This is a genomic window from Ideonella sp. FW305-24 (assembly GCF_058788035.1).
Map to the genome: position 1 here is coordinate 36,530 of NZ_JBYTAI010000016.1, position 19,298 is coordinate 55,827.

The 19,298-nt window shown below is 68.5% G+C and carries 14 protein-coding genes and 1 tRNA gene; 7 read left to right on the top strand and 8 right to left on the bottom strand.

Annotated features, from left to right (window positions below; translation table 11 throughout):
- The first annotated feature begins 19 nt into the window (after positions 1-19).
- Positions 20-2,551 (top strand): GspE/PulE family protein, encoded by a 2,532-nt coding sequence (locus tag AC3WR5_RS28955; protein ID WP_492488997.1) that lies wholly within the window; start codon positions 20-22, stop codon positions 2,549-2,551.
- Positions 2,552-2,598: 47 nt separating this feature from the next.
- Here AC3WR5_RS28955 and AC3WR5_RS28960 read toward each other — a convergent pair whose 3' ends face one another.
- Positions 2,599-4,635 carry an alpha/beta hydrolase family protein gene (locus AC3WR5_RS28960; RefSeq protein WP_492488999.1) on the bottom strand — a complete coding sequence of 679 codons (2,037 nt, stop codon included), beginning with the start codon at positions 4,633-4,635 and terminating at the stop codon, positions 2,599-2,601.
- Between the two features lie 911 nt (positions 4,636-5,546).
- Between AC3WR5_RS28960 and AC3WR5_RS28965 the strand changes: the two genes are divergently transcribed.
- Positions 5,547-5,960: a hypothetical protein gene (locus AC3WR5_RS28965; protein WP_492489000.1), complete on the top strand. Its 414-nt coding sequence runs from the start codon at positions 5,547-5,549 to the stop codon at positions 5,958-5,960.
- A complete protein-coding gene (locus AC3WR5_RS28970) occupies positions 5,957-6,550 on the top strand; it encodes a tRNA-uridine aminocarboxypropyltransferase (protein ID WP_492489001.1) in 594 nt (197 codons plus the stop codon). The genes AC3WR5_RS28965 and AC3WR5_RS28970 overlap by 4 nt, the downstream gene beginning before the upstream one ends.
- Positions 6,551-6,628: 78 nt before the next feature.
- On the opposite strand, the gene AC3WR5_RS28975 is transcribed toward AC3WR5_RS28970, so the two are convergent.
- Positions 6,629-7,378 carry a SapC family protein gene (locus tag AC3WR5_RS28975; protein WP_492489002.1) on the bottom strand — a complete coding sequence of 250 codons (750 nt, stop codon included), beginning with the start codon at positions 7,376-7,378 and terminating at the stop codon, positions 6,629-6,631.
- Positions 7,375-8,679: a hemolysin family protein gene (locus AC3WR5_RS28980; protein WP_492489003.1), complete on the bottom strand. Its 1,305-nt coding sequence runs from the start codon at positions 8,677-8,679 to the stop codon at positions 7,375-7,377. The genes AC3WR5_RS28975 and AC3WR5_RS28980 overlap by 4 nt, the downstream gene beginning before the upstream one ends.
- 70 nt (positions 8,680-8,749) lie before the next feature.
- Between AC3WR5_RS28980 and AC3WR5_RS28985 the strand changes: the two genes are divergently transcribed.
- Both AC3WR5_RS28985 and AC3WR5_RS28990 read left to right on the top strand, forming a co-directional pair.
- The gene (locus tag AC3WR5_RS28985) at positions 8,750-9,571 is read left to right on the top strand and encodes a symmetrical bis(5'-nucleosyl)-tetraphosphatase (protein ID WP_492489004.1); all 822 of its coding nucleotides are present in this window, start codon (positions 8,750-8,752) and stop codon (positions 9,569-9,571) included.
- A gap of 23 nt (positions 9,572-9,594) precedes the next feature.
- Positions 9,595-9,684, top strand: a tRNA-Ser gene (locus AC3WR5_RS28990).
- A 57-nt stretch (positions 9,685-9,741) separates the two neighbouring features.
- On the opposite strand, the gene AC3WR5_RS28995 is transcribed toward AC3WR5_RS28990, so the two are convergent.
- Both AC3WR5_RS28995 and AC3WR5_RS29000 read right to left on the bottom strand, forming a co-directional pair.
- Positions 9,742-10,851: a beta/gamma-crystallin gene (locus AC3WR5_RS28995; RefSeq protein WP_141286305.1), complete on the bottom strand. Its 1,110-nt coding sequence runs from the start codon at positions 10,849-10,851 to the stop codon at positions 9,742-9,744.
- 124 nt (positions 10,852-10,975) lie between these two features.
- Entirely contained in the window at positions 10,976-12,550 is a 1,575-nt protein-coding gene (locus AC3WR5_RS29000) for a methyl-accepting chemotaxis protein (protein ID WP_492489006.1), read from the bottom strand.
- Positions 12,551-12,783: 233 nt separating this feature from the next.
- On the opposite strand from AC3WR5_RS29000, the gene AC3WR5_RS29005 reads away from it, so the two are divergent.
- On the top strand, positions 12,784-16,491 hold the full coding sequence (locus tag AC3WR5_RS29005) for a patatin-like phospholipase family protein (protein ID WP_492489008.1): 3,708 nt from the start codon (positions 12,784-12,786) through the stop codon (positions 16,489-16,491).
- On the opposite strand, the gene AC3WR5_RS29010 is transcribed toward AC3WR5_RS29005, so the two are convergent.
- Together AC3WR5_RS29010 and AC3WR5_RS29015 are read right to left on the bottom strand one after the other, a co-directional pair.
- Positions 16,485-17,048, bottom strand: coding sequence for a DNA-3-methyladenine glycosylase I (locus tag AC3WR5_RS29010; RefSeq protein WP_492489009.1), 564 nt, complete (start codon positions 17,046-17,048; stop codon positions 16,485-16,487). The genes AC3WR5_RS29005 and AC3WR5_RS29010 overlap by 7 nt on opposite strands.
- Complete coding sequence (locus tag AC3WR5_RS29015; protein ID WP_492489010.1) at positions 17,045-17,857, bottom strand: SDR family NAD(P)-dependent oxidoreductase; 813 nt, start codon at positions 17,855-17,857, stop codon at positions 17,045-17,047. The genes AC3WR5_RS29010 and AC3WR5_RS29015 overlap by 4 nt, the downstream gene beginning before the upstream one ends.
- A 222-nt stretch (positions 17,858-18,079) precedes the next feature.
- Here AC3WR5_RS29015 and AC3WR5_RS29020 point away from each other — a divergent pair, with 222 nt between their 5' ends.
- Positions 18,080-19,006, top strand: coding sequence for an AraC family transcriptional regulator (locus tag AC3WR5_RS29020; RefSeq protein ID WP_492489012.1), 927 nt, complete (start codon positions 18,080-18,082; stop codon positions 19,004-19,006).
- Positions 19,007-19,011: 5 nt separating this feature from the next.
- Here the strand turns inward: AC3WR5_RS29020 and AC3WR5_RS29025 are convergent, their stop codons facing one another.
- Positions 19,012-19,284 (bottom strand): DUF4242 domain-containing protein, encoded by a 273-nt coding sequence (locus AC3WR5_RS29025; RefSeq protein ID WP_492489014.1) that lies wholly within the window; start codon positions 19,282-19,284, stop codon positions 19,012-19,014.
- Positions 19,285-19,298: the final 14 nt, after the last annotated feature.

Here is a 19,298-nt window from a genome sequence, read left to right on the forward strand (position 1 = left end):
GCCGCGCTGCCCGCCCGAGATGACCGACCTGTCGCTTCCGCCGCTGTCACTGGCCCCGCCGGAGGGCCACCCGCCGCCTGCCGCAGGCCAGGGCCTTGCCCCAGGCGGCTTCGTCTGGCCCACGCCGCCCTACCCTTGCTATTCGCCAGGCTTGCCGCAGTGCGAACCCGAGGCCTGCGAGATCGAGGGCCTGAACGGCAAGATCATGAAGGCGCGCATGACGCTGTTCTCGCCGGCCGAGGATCAGCTGCTGGTGCAGCTGCCGCCTTCGCGCACGACGGTACCAGTCAAGCTCTCGCAGTTCCGCAGGCTGACCCTGCTGGCCCCGCTGTCGCCTTCGTTCATGAGTCGCGGGGCGGCGCCCGCCGAGCTGATGGACTTCCACCCCACGGTGGCGTATCAGCTCGAGCTGGGCGATGGCACGCAACTCACTGGCCGCACCATTGGCCACGTCGAGAACGTGCATGGCCTGTTCCTGTTTCAGCCGCTGGACGAAGGTGGCACGGTGCGGCGCGTCTTCTGCGCCAAGGGCGTGTACGCGCGCGCCAGCTTCGGCCCGGTGCTGGGCGAGGTGCTGCTGGCCGCTCACAGCGCCACGCCGGCCCAGATCGCCAACGTGCTGGCCGAGCAGGAAGGCCTGCGCGAGCAGCGCCTGGGCGACGTGCTGATGAACCAGAACGTGCTCTCGCGCGAGCAACTGGAAACTGCGCTGTCCTCGCAGTCCCGCATGCCGATGGTGCGCATCGGCGAAGCCTTGCTGGCGCTCGGTTTCATCACGCCTGCGCAACTGGACCACGCGCTGGCAGAACAACGCGGCAACCGCTCGGTGCCACTGGGCGAGTTGCTGGTGCGCGGCGGCCACATCGACCGCAACGAGTTGCGCACCGCGCTGGCCCGCAAGATGGGCTACCCGGTGGTGCAGGTCGACACCTACCCGGTGGACCCGGCGGCGCTCAAGCAGATTCCGCTGCCCGTGGCCAGGCGCATGAACGTGCTGCCGCTGCAGGCGCTTGCCGGCCGGCTGGTGGTGGCACTGGAAGACCCGTCGCGCGGCGACGTGCTGGAAGAACTGGCCTTCCTCGCCCAAGGCAAGATCGTGCCGGTGCTCTCCGCCAGCGACAACCTGGCCCACGTCATCCAGGTGGCCTACCAGAAGCACGGCTATGAAGACTCGCTCAGCATCGGCCTGATCGAACCGGTGGGCCTGAATTTCGACGAAGGCGGCACCGAGAGGCTGCTGGCCGACCTGGAGTTGAGCCGCACCGTGGACGTGCCGGCCGACGACACCATCGAGCAGTCCGACAACACACTGGTGCGGCTGATCAACACCATGATCGTCGAGGCCTACAGCCAGGGCGTGTCCGACATTCACGTCGAGAGCCACCCAGGCTCGGAGAAGCTGCGCATCCGCTTCCGCCGCGACGGCATGCTGCGTCCCTACCTGGAACTGCCGCCCAGCTACCGCAGCGCCATGATCGCCCGCATCAAGATCATGTGCGACCTGGACATCTCGGAGCGCCGCCGCCCACAGGACGGCAAGATCAACTTCGCGCGTTTCGTGCCGTCCTGCCCGGTCGAACTGCGCGTGGCGACCATCCCGACCAGCAACAACCTTGAAGACGCGGTGCTGCGCATCCTGGCCTCGGCCCGGCCCATCCCGCTGGACCAGCTGAGCCTGTCGCCGCGCAACATCAAGGCGTTGAAAGAAGCCGTCGAGCGCCCCTACGGCCTGGTGCTGTGCGTCGGCCCCACGGGTTCCGGCAAGACCACCACGCTGCACTCCGCGCTCAGCCACATCAACGTGCCCGAGCGCAAGATCTGGACGGCCGAGGACCCGGTCGAAATCACCCAGCCCGGCCTGCGCCAGGTACAGGTGAACCCGAAGATCGACTGGACCTTTGCCAAGGCCTTGCGCGCCTTCCTGCGCGCCGATCCGGACGTCATCATGGTCGGCGAAATCCGCGACCAGGAGACCGCCAAGATCGCCGTCGAATCCTCGCTGACGGGCCACCTGGTGCTGTCCACGCTGCACACCAACAGCGCCGCCGAAACGGTCACCCGGCTGCTGGACATGGGCATGGACCCGTTCAACTTTGCCGACTCGCTGCTCGCCGTGCTGGCCCAGCGCCTGGTCCGCAAGCTGTGCGCCCACTGCCGCACCACCGAGCCGATGTCAGCCGAACAGCGCGACGAACTGCTGGACGACTACCTGCACGCCTGGTCCCGCGGCCGCGCCGGCTCCCCCACGCGCGACGGCCTGCTGAGCGAATGGCAACAGCGCTTCGGCGACGAACAAGGCCGCCTGCTGCGCTACCACAGCCCCGGCTGCAGCCACTGCAGCCAGACGGGGGTGCGTGGCCGCGTCGGCGTGCACGAACTGCTCACCGTATCCCGCCAACTCCGCCACCTCATCCAGACCAGCACCCGCGCCGACGACATCCAGCAGCAAGCGCTGGCAGAAGGCCTGCGCACGCTGCGGCAGGATGGCATTGAGAAGGTGCTGGCGGGGTTGACGACCTTGGAAGAGGTGCGGGCGACGAGCAATGTTTGAGAACGACTCGAATCAAGCGAGCCGCTGTCAACTCGCCCGCCGGGATCTCACTTCGCCGCTGGCGATTCCGGGCCGATGTTCTTGTCGAGGAAACGCTGCACCTCGTCCAGGAACTGCAGGCTGTCGCTTTGGCGAGAGAGGTTGTGGTCCCCTCCCTCCTGGGTGATGAACTGATAGGGCTTGCCTGCCGCCTTCAGGGCCTTGGCCATGGTTTCCGACTGGCTGTAGGGCACCTGAACGTCGTTGGTGCCGTGCACAAGAAGCACCGGAACCTTGATTTCGGCAGCCCGCTCGCTGGGTGAGGTCTGCTTCAGACGCTCACGGTCGTTCCAATAGTTGCCAACCTGCTTGTCTGCAACCTTGGCATTCATGAAGCTCTGCCAATGTCGCGACAGGTCGATCAGATTGCTGACACCAGCGAAGCTGACCGCACAACGGTAAAGGTCCGGTGTCTTGACCACGCCCATCAGCGCAGCGTAGCCACCATAGCTTGCGCCAACGACGCAAAGCCGCTTCGGATTGGCAATCTGGCGGTCCACTGCCCACTTCACACCATCTGTCAAATCGTCCTGCATTTCTAGGCCCCAGCGCTGCAAACCCGCATCCCGGAAACTGCGGCCCAGGCTTTCAGAACCCCGGAAGTTGATCTGCATCACCGCGTAGCCTCGCGAAGCGAGAAATTCAGTCCAGGTGTCGAACTCGATGTCGTCCGCCGAGATGGGCCCGCCGTGCGGTAGCAGCACCATCGGCCAACCCACCTCGGGGGTGTCACCTGCAGGCACGGTCAAGAAACCGTGGATCTCCAGGCCATCGCGCGCCTTGAACCGAACGCGCCGCTTGCCCACCAGCTGTTCCGACTTCAATTCGGGGTATTGCTCACCCACCAGTTTCAGCGTCCCGGCCTTGCGGTCACCAACAAAAATCTGCCCCGGCACGCCGTTGCCGTCAGACTCCACCACGTAGCGGGTCAGATCCCTGCTAAATCCATAGACGTAGTTGTAGCGATGGGGCAGGCTCTGGTCGATGCCGCGTGCCAGTTCCTTCATCGGCTCCTGCAAGAAGGTGCGCTGGGCATCCCCCTCATGCACACGGCCGACGCCGATCAGTTCGCCATCGGGGAGAAATCGCCCGAGGTCCATGTCCTCGTGCTCATCGGCAGCCACCAGCTCCATGCTAGGGTGGCCCTCGGCATTCAGCTTGTCGAGATGTGCCAAGTAAAGGGCGCGCCGCTCCCCCTTCAAGGCTCTGACATACAAGGTTTGCGGGTCCTTGCCAAAAGCCAGTGGCCAGACGTCGTCCCGGCTGAAACTGGAGAAGGACCACAAGGGGCGCCAGTCGCTTCCCTCAGGGTCGCGCCCAATCACCTCGACCAGATCCTTGTCCTGCCAACGGCGAATGCCCAGCCGCACCCGATGTTGACGGTCTGTCCGCCATTCCCAAACATCTCGCCTGGGGCCCAGCACCAGCGTGCGCTTTCCGGTGTTGACGTCCACGTTGTAGACACCGGGCGCATAGACCTCGAAATCATCGAGGATGGTCATCAACACGTGCTGGCCATCGTCTGGCAACCAGTCGATCACCGTGTCCTGGTCCTGAGCCAGCTTCTCCGATTTGTGCTCGCGCGGCGGCGGCACCAAGTTGACGATGTTTTCGCCATCAACATCCATCGCCAGCGCCCGCGTCTCGAAGAGTTTCACACCCCGGGTATAAGAGGGAAAACGCAGGCTGGCGACGAGTCGCTTGTTGTTGACCCAATGCGCCCAGTTGAAGAGAAACTTCTGGTTGTCAGACTCCATGATGCCGCGCATCTCGGAGCCGTCCCACTTGGCCGTGACCAGCACCGATTTGCCATCGCGCTGCAGGATGCCCAGCATGCGCTGGCCGTCCGGAGACAGCGAGAGCCCCGTCAGCGCAGGGTGCGCAGCGAAGACCGCCGTCGGCACAGCCGATGCCTTTGCCGCTGGCTCTGCTGCAGCAGCGGGAGAAATGCCGACCGCAACACACATCCAGCCGAACCACACGCCCGCCATGATCGACGCAAACAAACCACGGCCTTTGACGGCCTGAAAAACCTGACCCCTCACGAGAACTCCCTCCAGATGACGCCGCGCTGCTCGGGCACGGCAGCGTCATGCTAGCGGGTAACAGGCGGTTTACACCAGCCTAGCAAGCAGCCAGACCTCGACTTCATCCCTGCAGAGATGGCCCCCTGTTCCTCCCCCAACACCACTAAAGCATTCGCCTTCACCATGCTGCCGAAGTGCGGCGGGCCTAGCGAACCAGTGAAACGGACCTGCCAGCAGTCATCAGGGGTGAGGGAAACGATGGTGGGCAGGCACTCGCTGCCCGGGCCGTTTGCGCATCGGCTCGGCAGCCGTGGCACGTAGGCGCGGCCGTGGCGCGAGTGACGCGCCAGCGAGTTGCAGCAGTGCATCCCGCACCAGCACGTAAAAGCTGACCAGTGCGGCGATCGGGTTGCCTGGCAGGGCAAAAAGCCAAGGCCTTCGGGATGACCTGCGGCAGTCTGCAGCGACCAAAAGCGAATGGAGCGCGGGCGGACCGCCACTCCGGGCAGGCCGAGGGATGCGATCAGGCCGAAGTCGGCAGGCTGGAGGCGACGGCCGACCGGCAGCGCAAGGGAGCCGTGGCGCCTTGCCAGCGCAGGTGGGTGAGCTGGCCGGCGCCGCGCAGCGCGTAGCCGTCCATCGCCGAGTTGTCGTGCCGGGCACGTCCGGCGGCGAAAGGAGGGGCTGCGCCAGGGCCACACCGGTTTCGACTGACACCGGCTGCAGCGCAGCCGCGATGCGGGCACTGGCCTCGTCGACGGACCGTTCAGCGCCCTGGGCCAGCAGCGAGCGCCCAAGGCGCTCGGAGGGGGCTTCGGGCATGGCACGAGCGGAGATGTTCGGTCGAGGCGGCAAGGGAAAGGCATTGTGCGCCGGGGCATGCCAAGATCGCGGTCCGCCCACCTTCACAATCCGTCGACCCTGCTCCCATGGCCTCTTGGTGGACCCACTGGAAATCCGCCCCTGCCATCAAGGAGCAGGCGACAGCGCCTGTGCCGCCGCAGTTCATCTACCTGAAGCTGCCGCTGGCCAGGCTGGCTCGGCCCACGCGGGAAGCCTTGTCCGCCACGCTGCACTGGCGGCTGCAGCAGGATGGCTGCGGCGAGGTCGTCAGCAGCGGTGATTCGCTGGGGCCGCCAGACGCGCAGGGCACGCGCCGGCCGGCCTGGTGGCGGCTGGACATCGAGGTCCGAGCGCTGGGCCCGGCGCGGCAGTTGCTCCGCGAGGTGCTGGACGCGGTCGGCGCACCCGAGGGTTGCGAGGTCCATTTCACCGAGGCCGGCCGGCGCTTACAGGACCTGCGCCTGGGCAATGGCTGGCAACTGGGCCTGCCCACCGCATGAGCGAAAGCGTCGCGCCGCAGCGGCCCGCCTGCCCGCATTGCCACCGCCCCCTGCGCGGCTGCCTGTGCAGCTTTGCGCGACCGGTAGCCAATGAGGTGCCTGTGCTGGTGCTGCAGCATCCGCTGGAAACCGGCCATCCGAAGGGCAGCGTGCCGTTGCTGCAGCTGAGCCTGGCCGACTGTCGCTTGGAAACAGGCGAACGGTTCGACCCAGGCTTGCTGGCCGACTGGCTGGGCCCGCCGGGCCACAGCCTGCTGCTCTATCCCGAAGCAGTGCTGGGCTCGCAGCCAGCAGTGCCTGCGGCCGTCGCTGCCATGCCAGGCCAGTTGGTGGTCATTGACGGCACCTGGCGCAAGAGCCTGAAGATGCTGCTGCTGAACCCCGGCTTGCAAGCCCTGCCTCGCCTGTCATTGCACACGCCGCCGCCTTCGCGCTATGGCTCGCTGCGCCAGGCACCACAGGCCGCCCAGCGCTCGACGCTGGAAGCCTGTTGCCTGGCGCTGGGTCAACTCGAACAAGCCCCCGCAAACTACCTGCCGCTGCTGGCCGCGTTCGACGACTTCGTGCGGCAGCGGGCTCTGGTCACTTGATGGCATGCGGGCCGCGCGAGATCCGACCAGACAGGCGCCGGCGCTCGCCGTGGAAGGCGAGCTGGCCGGCTGAGCCGATCAGGCCTTGTTGGCCAATGCCGCGACGCGGCGGTCGATCAGGCGACGCATGTTGCCCATCGAGATCTGGTGCGCGTGCATGAGCGATAGCAGGCCATTGCGGGCCAGTTCCAGCGTCTCGGCATCGGTCAGCTGCGCCAGGCGCTCTTCGTCCACGGCCAGGAAGCCATCGACCGTCAGCGTGCTGCCGTCTGGCAGCGTGGCGTCGAAGCGCTTGGGCTGCAGCAGCTTCAGCTCCATCATGCGTTGGCCGGCCAGGCGCGTGCGCTCGGTCTCGACTTCCAGCTGCTCGATGAACTTGCGCAGCTCGGTGATCATCGGCGTGGGCTGGCCGTCGGCACCGAAGATGGCTTCGCCTTCCTCGGTCGAGAAGCCTTCCCAGCTTTCGTCCAGCACCACGGCGAACTGGTCCGGGCCGACGCGCGCCATCGTGAACGGATAGGCGCGCAGGGCCGCCGGCACGTAGAACGCGTCCCAGCGGCCATCGGCCTGCAGGAACAGGTTTTCGCCCTGGGTGACGCCGAAAACGGCGACCGGTGCGACCTGCTCCTTGCCCTGCTCGTCCTTGCCAGCGGCCAGGAACAGGATGGGGTATTCCTTGCACGCATCGCCGAATTCGGCGGTGGTCAGGAACAGCGAGTTCAGGCCAGCGGAAGCCTTCAGGTTGCTGAGGGCCGTGCGCAGCTTCAGATTGCGATGCTTGTCGCGATCCAGCGCGGTGGGTTTCTTGTGCAGTTCAGGGTTGATCAATCGGGTTCTCCAGATTCATGCAGGCGACTGGCAAGCACCTTGTCGACGCGCTTGCCATCGAGGTCCACCACCTCGAAGCGCCAACCGCCCCACTCCACCGTGTCGGTGGTGTGCGGCAGCCGGCCCAGCAACAGCATGATCATGCCTGCCAGGGTGTTGTAGCGCCCGCGGTCTTCCTCGGGCAATTCTTTCAATTCAAGCCGGTCCTTCAGCTCGGGCGTCGGCATCAGGCCGTCGACCAGCCAGCTGCCGTCGGCACGCTGCACCGCCCAGGCGTCTTCTTCGCCCGGGTTGCTGAATTCGCCGGTGATGGCTTCCATCACCTCGCGCATCGTGATCACGCCCTGCACCGCACCATATTCGTCGACCACGAACACCAGGTCCGCGCCGGTGGTGCGGAAGTGCTCCAGCAGCTCCATGCCCGACAGCGTCTCCGGCACGAACACCGGCGGCTGCAAGTGGTCGGCCAGCGAGGCCAGCCGGCTCTCAGCGACCGGACGGATCAGGCTGTGCGCGGCGACCACGCCAATCACATCGTCCAGCCCGCCGCGGCAGACCGGGTAGCGCGAGTGCTCCTCTTCGGCCACCACGCGCAGCACTTCCTCGATGCTCGCGTTGACGTCCAGCCAGGTGATTTCCGCGCGCGGAATCATCATCGAGCCGATCTGCCGGTCGTCCAGGCGGAACACATTGCGCACCATCTGGTGCTCCTGCGCCTCGATCACGCCCGCATCCAGCCCCTCTTCCAGGCTGGCGGCAATCTCTTCTTCCGTCACGCTGCGCGACGGGCCACCCTTGATGCCGAACAACCGCAGCGTGGTCTCGGTACAGGCCGCCAGCAGCCAGACCAGCGGTCGTGCGCCGATCGACAGCCACTGCATCGGCTGCGCCACCAGCCGCGCCACCGTCTCGGGGTACATCTGGCCCAGGCGCTTGGGCACCAGCTCGCCAAAGATGATGCTGAGGATGGTGATGATCATCACCACCAGCGCGGTGGCCGTCAGGTCCGCGGCGCGCTCGCCCAGCGCAGGAATGATGGACCTCAGCCACAACGCCACCGGCGCCGAGAAGGCCGCCTCACCGACGATGCCGTTGAGCACGCCAATCGAAGTGATGCCGATCTGCACCGTGGACAGGAAGCGCGTGGGGTTCTCGTGCAGCGCGATGGCTGCGCTCGCGCCGCGCTCCCCGGCCTCCACCATCACCTGCAGCCGCGCCTTGCGGCTGGCGGCAAGCGCCATTTCCGACATGGCGAACAGCCCGTTGATGAAGATCAGGAACGCAAGTAGGGCAAAGTCCATGGAACGCGGCCTGCAAATTCCGGGCCGCAACGCGAAGTGAATGGGGTTGCGAGCGTAGCAGAATCGCCCCATGCACTACCTCATCGGCGACCTCCAGGGCTGTTGCGACGCCTTGGCGCGCCTGCTCGCCCAGATCGACTTCTCGCGTTCTCGCGACCACGTGCACCTGCTCGGCGACCTGGTCAATCGCGGCCCTGATTCACTCGGCACGTTGCGCAGCCTGCGCGCGCTTGGCGGCAGCGCCACCTGCCTGCTCGGCAACCACGACCTGCACCTGCTGGCCGTGGCCGCTGGCGTGCGCAAGCCCAACCGCAAGGACACGCTGGCACCCATCCTCGAAGACACCGAGCGCGAAGCCTGGCTGGACTGGATGCGCCAGCGCAAGCTGGCCGACCTCAGCGACGGCTGGCTGATGGTGCATGCCGGCGTGGTGCCGCAATGGACCCCCGGGCAGACGCTCTCGCTGGCGCGCGAGGTCGAGGCCATGATCCAGGGCCCCGGCCTGAACGACTTCCTGCAGGTCATGTACGGCGACCGCCCCGCCCGCTGGGACGACACGCTGCAAGGCAACGACCGCCTGCGCGCGGTCGTCAACGTGCTGACCCGCATCCGCTTCTGCGCGGCCGACGGCACGCTGGACTTCGCGACCAAGGACGGCGCCGACGCCGCCCCACCCGGCATGCGCCCCTGGTTCGAACACGAAACCCGCCTCACGGCAGGCCAGCCGATGGCCTTCGGCCACTGGTCCACGCTGGGCCTCATCGACAGCCCCGAGCTGCTGGCGCTGGACACCGGCTGCATCTGGGGCGGCCAGTTGACCGCCGTGCGGGTGGACGGCGGCCGCCGCGAGGTCATTCAGGTCCAGTGCCTGCAGGCGCAGGCCCCGGGCTGAGTTACCATCGCTGCCCCAGCAATGGAAGCGTGGCCGAGCGGTTTAAGGCACCGGTCTTGAAAACCGGCGAGGGTTCATCCCCTCCGTGAGTTCGAATCTCACCGCTTCCGCCAGTCCTACCAGCCGCTCCGCGGCCCGTTCAGCAGCTCTGGCGAAAGCACTCCCAGCCCTCACAGCCGCGGTTCACCGTCCTCGCTGATCGTCAGCGACGGGCCGGGCGGATTCGAGGTCTGCACGTGGTGTTCCACGCCGCGGTAGTAGTAGGTCACGTCCCAGTAGTCCGGGCGGCCTTGCGGCGGGCTGCTGGCGCAGCGCTGCACACCCTGGGTCGACACCACCGTCCCACCACCAGCATTGGCGCCGACCACCGCGCCCGCAAAAGCCCCGACCGCGCCACTGCCGTGGCCGCCACCGATCTGGTGACCCAGGATGCCGCCAATCACGCCGCCCACCAGCGCACCGGCCGGATTGGGCTCGCGCTGCACCACCTGTTCACGCTCGATCCAGCAGCGCTGCTGCTGCGGTCCGGTGTAGACCGCATGCACCGCGCTCACCGGCACTTCGACCAGGCGCTCCTGGGGACGGCGGTGCCAGTCGTAAACCGGAACCGGAGCAGGCAGCGGCACTGGTGACGGGGCGTAGCGCCACTCTTCGTAGTGCGCCGCCGGACGCAGCCAGCGCATCGACGACACGCGGTCGTTCATGCCCATCGAGCCGAGATCCGGGTAACGGCCGGGTCGCAGGATCATGCAGCGACCACTGTATTCAGGATGCTCGCAGACCTCCCAGGCACCGCCGGCCACCGTCACCGACGAGGCTCGATCATTGAAGCCGAAGCGTCGGAAGTCAGGGATGTCCTGCTCGGCGCTGAATGAGCGGCCGCGAAAGCCGTCATGCTCGAACAGCGTGACCTGGCCTTGCGCCTGAATGGGCGGCGGCGGGGGTGGGTCGTAACGACCCTCATCGCGGCCAGCCTCGCGGGCCGAAGAGAGCTTGTTGCTCAGGTGGAATTCATGCAACGACGGGTACTCGCCCGGCCGCAACACCACGCAGCGCCCACCGAAATCGGCGTGTTCGCAAACCTCCCAAGGCTCGCCGCGCACGATGACCGAGGAGGCTTGGTCGTTGAACCCGCGTCGCTCGAAGTTGTCGACCGGGTGGTGCAGCGTGACGGCGCGACCCTGGAAGTCGGGGTGCTCGAAGAAGGTGATCTCGGCCGAGGCGTGGCAGGCGGCCGCGGTGGCCAACACGGCCAGCGCCAGTTTGAAGAGGGGTTTCATCGGGCGAATGTCGTTGTGGAAAGCCGGACCAGCGTCAGCCGGCCCGGTCAGCACAACGCACCGCCCGCCCTCCCTGATGACAAGGCCCTGTTGGCGTGTTGGTAAGCGGGTGTAGTGCGATGGCTCAGGCCGGCATCGGCACGGCCGCTGCGCCTTCCAGCCGGAACGCGCGCACCAGGCCGGCCAGCCGCGCCGACTGCTCGCGCAGGCTCTCGGCTGCTGCGCTGCTCTGCTCGACCAGCGCGGCGTTCTGCTGGGTCACGTCGTCCAGCTGGCTGACGGCGTCGCCGATCTGGCCAATGCCGGTGCTCTGCTCGGCGCTGGCAGTGGATATCTCGCCGATCAGCCCACTGACCCGCCGCACCTCGGCGACGATCGCGTCCATCTCGCCACCCGCCAGCGCGACCTGCCGCGTGCCGGCCTCGACCCGCTCCACGCTGTGCTGGATCAGCGTCTTGATCTGCCTGGCCGCGTCGGCCGAGCGCTGCGCCAGCGTGCGCACTTCGCTGGCCACGACCGCAAAACCCTTGCCCTGCTCGCCGGCCCGCGCGGCTTCGACCGCGGCATTCAGCGCCAGGATGTTGGTCTGGAAGGCAATGCCGTCGATCACCGACAGGATGTCGGCCACCTGGCGCGAGGCCTGCGAGATGTCTGCCATCGTGCTGACCATCTGGCCAACCGCCTGACCGCCACGCAGCGCCGCGTCCACGCCACGCGCGGCCAGCTCGCTGGCCTGGCGGGCCGAATCGCTGCTGTTGCGCACCGAGCCGGTCAGCTGCTCCATCGAGGCCGCTGTCTGCTGCAGGTTGCTGGCCTGCTCCTCGGTGCGCTGGCTCAGGTCGGCCGCGCCGGTGGCGATCTCGGCCGAGCCGGTGGCAATGCTCTCGCTGCTGTCGCGCACCTGCGAGACCAGGCGCACCAGGCCTTCGTTCATGTCCTTCATTGCCTGCAGCAGCTCACCGGTTTCGTCGCGTGAGGTCACCTCGATCTTCGAGCTCAGGTCACCCGAGGCCACCGTGCGCGCCACGCCCACGGCCTGGCGCAGCGGCGTCACCACCGATCGGCGGATCAGGAAGGCCAGCAGGCCACCGCAGACCGCCGCCACCGTGGCCAGCACCAGCATCAGCACGCTGCTGGAGGCTGCGTCGCCCTGGATCTGCGTGACCGCGTCGCGCATCTCCTGCTGCTGCATCGCCACCAGCTCGTCCACTGCCTTGAAATACGCCTGCTGCAGGGGCCGCACGTCCTTCAGCAGCATGCGCGTGGCCTCTTCGTCGTCGTTGGCCATGCCCAGCGCAATGGCCTTGTCCATCGCCACCTCATACGGCTTGAGCGCTGCCTGCACCGCGGCCAGCAGCGCGTGGCCACGCTCGCTGTGCACCGAGGCATCCAGCAGCCGGGCCAGCTCGGCATTCTTGGCCCGCATCTCGTCAATGCGCTGCTTTTCCTTGGCCCGACCTTCGGGCTCGGACATCAGCACGATGTTGCGCACACCACGCGCCACCACGTTCATGTTGTCCTTGGTCTGCGAGAGCTGGTCGACCTTGACCAGGCGGTCGCTGGTCAGCTGCTCGACCGAGCGCTGGATCTCGGACAGCTTCGCAAAGCCGACGCCGGCCATGCCCAGTGCAATGGCGATGACGACGCCAAACCCCAGGGACAGACGGGTCCCGATCTTCATGTTGCTGGTCATGCCCATGACACGCTCCCTTGCCGATGCCGATTGATCTTGCGCTGTATCGGCACCGAAACGCCAAGCTCAAGGGACGCCATGGGCGCAGCGTGATTTGCCGCACTCTTCGGTGCGCGCAGGCGGCGCAGCCTGCCCGGCGGGTGCACCTGCTCACTCCGAAGAGGGATTGCCGCGCCCCGGGGCGGCGCGCAGGCTGGCGCCAACGCCCGCAGGCGGCCAGGCCTGCCCTGGAGCCTTCGATGACGCCACCTGTCCCTTCGCCCGCCGAGCCGCCTGAAACAGCGACGCAAGCAGCGCCGCCGGCCGATGCCGCCACCGACGGCATGGCCGCGCTGGTGGCCGCACGCCGGGCCAAACTCTCAGCCGAGCTGCAGGCCGGGCTGGACAGCGGCCGCTGGGGCCTGGCGCTGTCGGGCGGCGGCGTGCGCAGTGCCACCTTCTGCTTCGGGCTGCTGAAGGCGCTGGCCGGCAACGGCATCTTCCACCGCTTCGACCTGATGTCCACCGTCTCGGGCGGCGGCTACATCGGCGCGATGATCGGCAAGCTGTTCCAGGAGGCGCGCAGCAGCGGCCAGGGGGCGGACAAGATCGAGCAGGCGCTGGCCGATGCCGACCGGCGCTGGTTTGCCTTCTGGCTGCGCGCCAACGGCCGCTACCTGATCCCTCGCGGCGGCCAGGACACCTTGTTCGCGGCGGCCAACTTCGGCCGCAACCTCGTCGGCGTGCACGTCGAGCTGGCCGTCATGAGCCTGCTGCTGGGCGGCCTGCTGGTGGGCTTCGACCTGGCCATCTGGGCCTGGGCCGACTGCATCTACGGCAGCCCCGGCTGCTGGCGGCCGCCGGGCGTCTCGGTTGACACGCTGGCCGTGCTGTCCAACTGGCCCACCCCCTGGCTGCTGCTGCCGCCGCTGGTCTGGTGGGGCGCGGTGCTCTCCACCACCTACTGGATCCTGCCGGCCACCGCCGGCCGCTGCCTGCCCGGCTCGCGCTGGCTCACCGCGGCCCTCAGCCTCGCGTTGTGCCTCTGGCTGGTCTACCAGTGGCAGGACGCTCAGGGCGCCGACGGCGCTGCGGCAGAAGGCGACCTGCAGGTGCCGGCGCTGATGATGCTCTGCGCCGGCGGCATGCTGCTGGCCTGGCCGGCCGGGACGCTGCAGGCCTGGCGCCTGACCCGCGCCGCCACCAGCGAGCCGGACCGCTCGCGCAACCAGCTGACCAGCCGGCTCGCTGCCACGCTGCAGCTCGGCCTGGTGATCGCCGGCCTGGGCCTGGTCGACAGCCTGGCCTGGACCCTGGCCAAGGTGACCGACTGGAACCAGGGCGCGGCCGGCACCGCCATCGCGCTGACGGTGGTGGTGCTGCGCGCGGTTCTGCCCAAGATCTCGGACCTGCCGCGCAGCCTCACGCCTGCGATGCGCGGCCGACTGATGGACCTGGCCAATGTGCTGGGCGCGCTGGCCGTGCTGGTGCTGCTGGTGTTCTGGATCAGCCTGCTGCACCGCAGCGCCACGCTCTCGCTGTTCCCGCTGAACCGCAGCTCGCAGCTGCTGCAGTACCGGCTGAGCTGGGAGTGGCTGGCCATCGGCGTGCTGCCGCCGCTGGGCATGCTGCTGGTCTCGGCGCACAACCGCGAGTTCCTGAATCGCTCCTCGCTGTTCGCCTTCTACCGCGCACGGCTGGTGCGCAGCTACCTGGGTGCTGCCAACGTGCAGCGCTTCACGCCCGGCACATCCGCCGCCACCGCGCCTTACCCGCGCCAGCTCTCGGCGCAAGACCTGCAGGTCGCCATCGCCGAAGTGCACCCGGCCGACGACGTGCCCATGGCCGACTACCAGCCCCACCTGGCCGGCGGGCCTGTGCACCTGATCAACGTCTGCCTGAACCAGACCCGCGTGCCGCGTGGCGGCCTGTTCAACCAGGACCGCAAGGGCCTGCCGATGAGCGTGGGCCCGCAGGGCCAGGTGTGCGTGGGCCCGGGCGACTGGCGCAGCGTGGCCGCGCCCGGCTGCCTCAGCCTGGGCAGCTGGACCGCCATTTCCGGCGCCGCGGTGGCACCCGGCCTGGGCGCCAGCACCCGCTCGGGCCTGGCCGCACTGCTCACGCTGGCCGGCGTGCGCCTGGGCCACTGGTGGGACAGCAGCCCGGTGCAGCGCGGCGCTGGCGAGCCGCTGCCGCCCATCACCGGCAAGTACGGCCAGCTGCTGGCCGAGCTGCGCGGCCGCTTTGATGGCGACCTGCGCCGCGACTGGTTCCTCAGCGACGGCGGCCACTTCGAGAACACCGGCGCCTACGCCCTGCTGCGCGAGGAATGCCGGCTCATCGTGCTGGCCGACTGCGCAGCCGACCCGCGCTACGCCTTCGGTGACCTGGAAAACCTGGTGCGCAAGGCCCGCATCGACCTGCAGGCCGACATCGTCTTCCTGAAGCCCCGCCTGCAGCAATTCGCCGCACCGCCCCCGCCGCCCGAAGCCGCCGACTGCCCACCCTGCGAACCGCCGATGACCCAGGTCCCAACCGCCTTCGGCTCGCTCAACGACCTGGCCTCCGCGGACAGCCAGGCCTGCCTGGCGCTGGCCCAGGTGCACTACCGGCGCAGCGGCAAGACCGGCCACCTGGTCATCGTCAAGCCCAACATGTGCGACGGCCTGCCGGTCGACCTGGTCAACTTCAAGGCCGACAACCCGCTGTTCCCGCAGGAGCCGACCACCGACCAGTTCTTCAGCGAAGCCCAGTGGGAAAGCTACTTCCAGCTGGGCGACGCACTGGGCCGCCAGCTGACCCACAGCTTCATCTGCCACCTCTGCCACCATGCCGGCGATTGGTTCGAGCCGGACGACGGCAGCATCGCCGTGGCCGACACCTCGGGCGAGAAGCACAGCCAGACCGCCCCCAAGCGCCTGCCCTCGCGCATTGCCGCCACCGGCGCCGTCACCGCGTCCATCAGCCTGGGCGCGATGGCCACGCTGGGCGCCACCGGCTGGCAGGCGATCAACGAGCAGCTGGACAAGGTGCACAAGGCCCGCAGCGTCGATCCGGTGGTGCTGAAGGAACTCACCGACCTCTACGGCCACCTGGCCCCCGGCCCCGGCCTGCACCCGGCGGACACCGGGCTGGGCGAGATCGCCACCGCGCTGCTGCGCATCAGCGATGCCTCGTGCAACGACAGCAACAGCCAGGCCTTCCACCAATCGCGGCTGTTGCAGACCATCCTGACCAGCACCCGGGACAGCTGCAAGGCCTCGTCCCCTCGCCACCCATCCTGCGAGCTGCTGCTGAACCGCGACCAGAACCTCTCGTGCCTGCTCGACGACGCCACGCCGGTCTGCCTGCCGCAGTACTGGATCCGCGACTACGGCGCCTCGGCCGGAGACCGTGTCAACTGCCCGCCGGTTGCCCCGAAGCTGGTCACCGCGGCCCTGCCGCCCCCGCCGCCGGAGCCCGCCCCCACGGCGCCACCACCGCCACCAGACCTGCCAGTGATCGTTGGCTCAAGCCCCGACGGCCCGGCCAGCGAAACCCTGCCGCCTCCACCTCCACCGCCGCCACCGCAGCCGGGCAAGAAGGTCGAGCGACCGCCGTCGCAACTGTGCGCCGGCAAGACGGTGTACGTGCAGATCTTCGGGCCCGAGCAGCGCGACAGCGTGGCCGCACTGCGCGAGCAGTGGCAACTGCTGGGCGCCAAGGTGCCGGCGGTGGAAGACGTGTGGGACAGCGCACGGCGCAACGGCCGACACGCGCCCAAGGCCGCGGCCGTCAACCGCCTGGTGGTGCATGACCACCAGGCACCGGACTGGGACGCCTGCGCCAAGCTGCTGACCAGCCGCGTGAAGGTCGAAGGCAGCTGGACCATCCAGCCGCTGCCCTCGCGCCTCACGCCCACGCCGGGCGTGATCGAGGTCTGGCTGGCGCCACCTGCCGCCACGGCGCAGGCGCCAGCGGGCTACTGAACGCGCCTGAAACAGGCGTGGTCATGGTCGTTCACCATGCCCATCGCCTGCATCCAGGCATAGACGATGACCGGGCCGACGAACTTGAAGCCGCGCTGCTTGAGCGCCTTGGAGATCTGCTGCGACAGCGCCGTCTCGGTGGGCCGCTGGTGGCCGTCGCCCATCAGCACACGGCCATCGGTGAAGCCCCAGCAGAACTCGCTGAAGGACTCGCCGCGTTCGGCCATCTCGCAGTAGATCTGCGCGCCCTTGATGGTCGCCGCGATCTTGGCGCGCGAGCGGATGATGCCGGCGTCGCCCAGCAGCCGCGCCACGTCGGCCTCGCCGAAGCGGGCCACCTTCTCGGGCTGGAAGCCGGCGAAACCGGCCCGCAGCGCCTCGCGCTTGCGCAGCACGGTGATCCAGGCCAGGCCCGCCTGGAAGCCGTCCAGCATCAGCTTTTCCCACAGCGCGCGGCTGTCATGCTCGGGCACGCCCCATTCGGTGTCGTGGTAGGCCTGCATCAAGGGGTCGCTGCCGGCCCAGGCGCAGCGGGTGGGCGGGGTGGAAACACTCATGGGCTGGAGTGTCGCGCAGCCGGCCGGCGGCGAGTGCGCGGCGCGGGGAGTGGCGGCAGCTCGTCCGGCGCGGCGCCGGCCAGTGCGAACTGCAGGGCCTGGCGGGCCACGGCGTCGCTGGCGGCGTGTGGCTCCCAGGTCAGCTCGCCATCGGGATCGGCTGGCAGCGGCAGGTCCGGCGCCGGCACGATGGCATTGACGCGGATGCCGCGCCCGGCCAGCTCATGCGCCAGGCCACGCGTGAGCTGCGCCAGTGCGCCCTGCGTGGCGGCATGGGCACTGGCCGGCACGCCGCCAGGGGCAGGCTCGGGCGCGGCAATGTTCATGATGCAGCCGCCCTCCGGGCCGAAGTGCTTCAGTGCCTCCTGCACCACCCGCAGCGCGCCAAACACATTGACCTCGAACAGCTGGCGGATCTCGGCCTCGCTGATCTGCTCGATCGGCACGCTGCGCCGGATCGCCGCATGGTTGACCACCAGGTCCGGCCGGCCAAAAGCCGCGCGGGTCTCGATCAACAGTCGGCGCACGTCATCGGGCCTGGCCAGGTCGGCCGGCACCGCGAAGGCGCGGCCACCCTGGGCGGCGATGTCGGCCACCACGCGCTGCGCGGCGGCGCGGTCGGTCGCGTAGTGCACCACCACCGCCGCACCCTCGGCGCCAAAGGCGCGGGCAATGGCCGCGCCGCTGCCGCGGGTGGCACCGGTCACCAGTGCAACGCGCCCGCGCAGCCGCTGGCCGGGCGGGCGCGGCAGCGCCAGGGCGGGGCGGCGGGCAGGTGAAGGCGGCGGGGCAAGCGTGGCAAGCGGCATCGTGGGCAAGGGCGTGGGGAGCGTCTGAAAGGGGCTGGCCAAGGCGAGTTCGGCCGCAAGCGTGAAGGCCTGCATGATCCGGCGCCTCGCCCACCCGGCGGTAGCTTGTTCCTGCGAGTGTCTTGCCCGATCCTGCAAACCGGCCTCGGTGCCGCTGCCTGGACCGCGCTGCTGCGGCAAGATGAGAACCTGCCCATACCGCTGTCCCGCCAAGCCTTTTGCATGCCCTCGATTGACGCCCAATGTGCCGAGCTGACTGAACGCCTTGCCCGTTTTACCGAGCAGGCCAGCGAGGAAGGCCCTTGCGAGACCCAGATCGAAGGCTTCAGCTGCCACCGCCGCACCGCAGGCGCGGCCACGTCCTTCGGTGCCCAGTGGCCGTGTTTCGGCATGGTGTTGCAGGGCCGCAAGAGCCTGACCGTGGGCAACGAGGTCTACCACTACGGCGTGGGCGACTACCTGCTGATGTCGGTCGACCTGCCGGTCGTTTCGCGCATCCTCGAAGCCAGCCCCGAGCGACCGCACCTGGGGCTGGGCATGGCCATTCCGGCGGACCGCCTGCAAGCCCTGCTGCGCCGCCTGCCACCGGCCACGCTCACGCCTGCGCATGGGGCGCCGCGCGGCGTGGCCGTGCACAAGGCCTGCCCGGCGCTGCTGGAGGCCACGCTGCGGCTGATGCGGCTGCTGGACACGCCGCGCGACATCCCGGCGCTGGCGCCGCTGCTGCAGGAAGAGATCCTGTACCGCCTGCTGGTCGGCCCGGCGGGCGGGCGGCTGCTGCACATGGCACTGGCCGAAACCCCCGGCAACAAGGTGGCCCGCGCGGCCGCCTGGCTGCGCGAGCACCATGCCGAAACGCTGAGCGTGGAAGCACTGGCCGCCCGCGTGGGCATGAGCGTGTCCTCGCTGCACCACCAGTTCAAGGCGGTGACCAACCTGTCTCCGCTGCAGTACCAGAAACAGCTGCGGCTGCACGAGGCGCGCCGGCTGATGCTGCTGGAGCAGGTCACCGCCGCCAACGCCGGCCACCGCGTGGGCTACCAGAGCCCGTCGCAGTTCAGCCGAGAATACAGCCGTCTCTATGGCCGCTCGCCGCAGCGCGATGTGGATGCGCTGCGCGAGGACGTGCCCTCACCCGTGGAGGCGTGAGGGACTCACTCGGCCGTGGCCGGGTCGATCACCGTGCGCACTTCCGAAACCTTGTTGGCCGGGAAGCCGCCGAGTTCGGCGTGCTGGCGGACCGTGGCCGCGTCGGGCGCCTGGTAGATGCAGTAGACGCGGTCGTCGGTCACGTAGCTGTGGATCCACTGGATGCCGGGGCCCATGCTGTGCAGCACGCCGCATGACTTCTGGGAGATGGCTTTGAGGTCCTGCGGTGTAAGCTGGCCGGCACCGGGAATGTCTCTTTCGATCACGAACTTGGGCATGTTGGCCTCCTGTT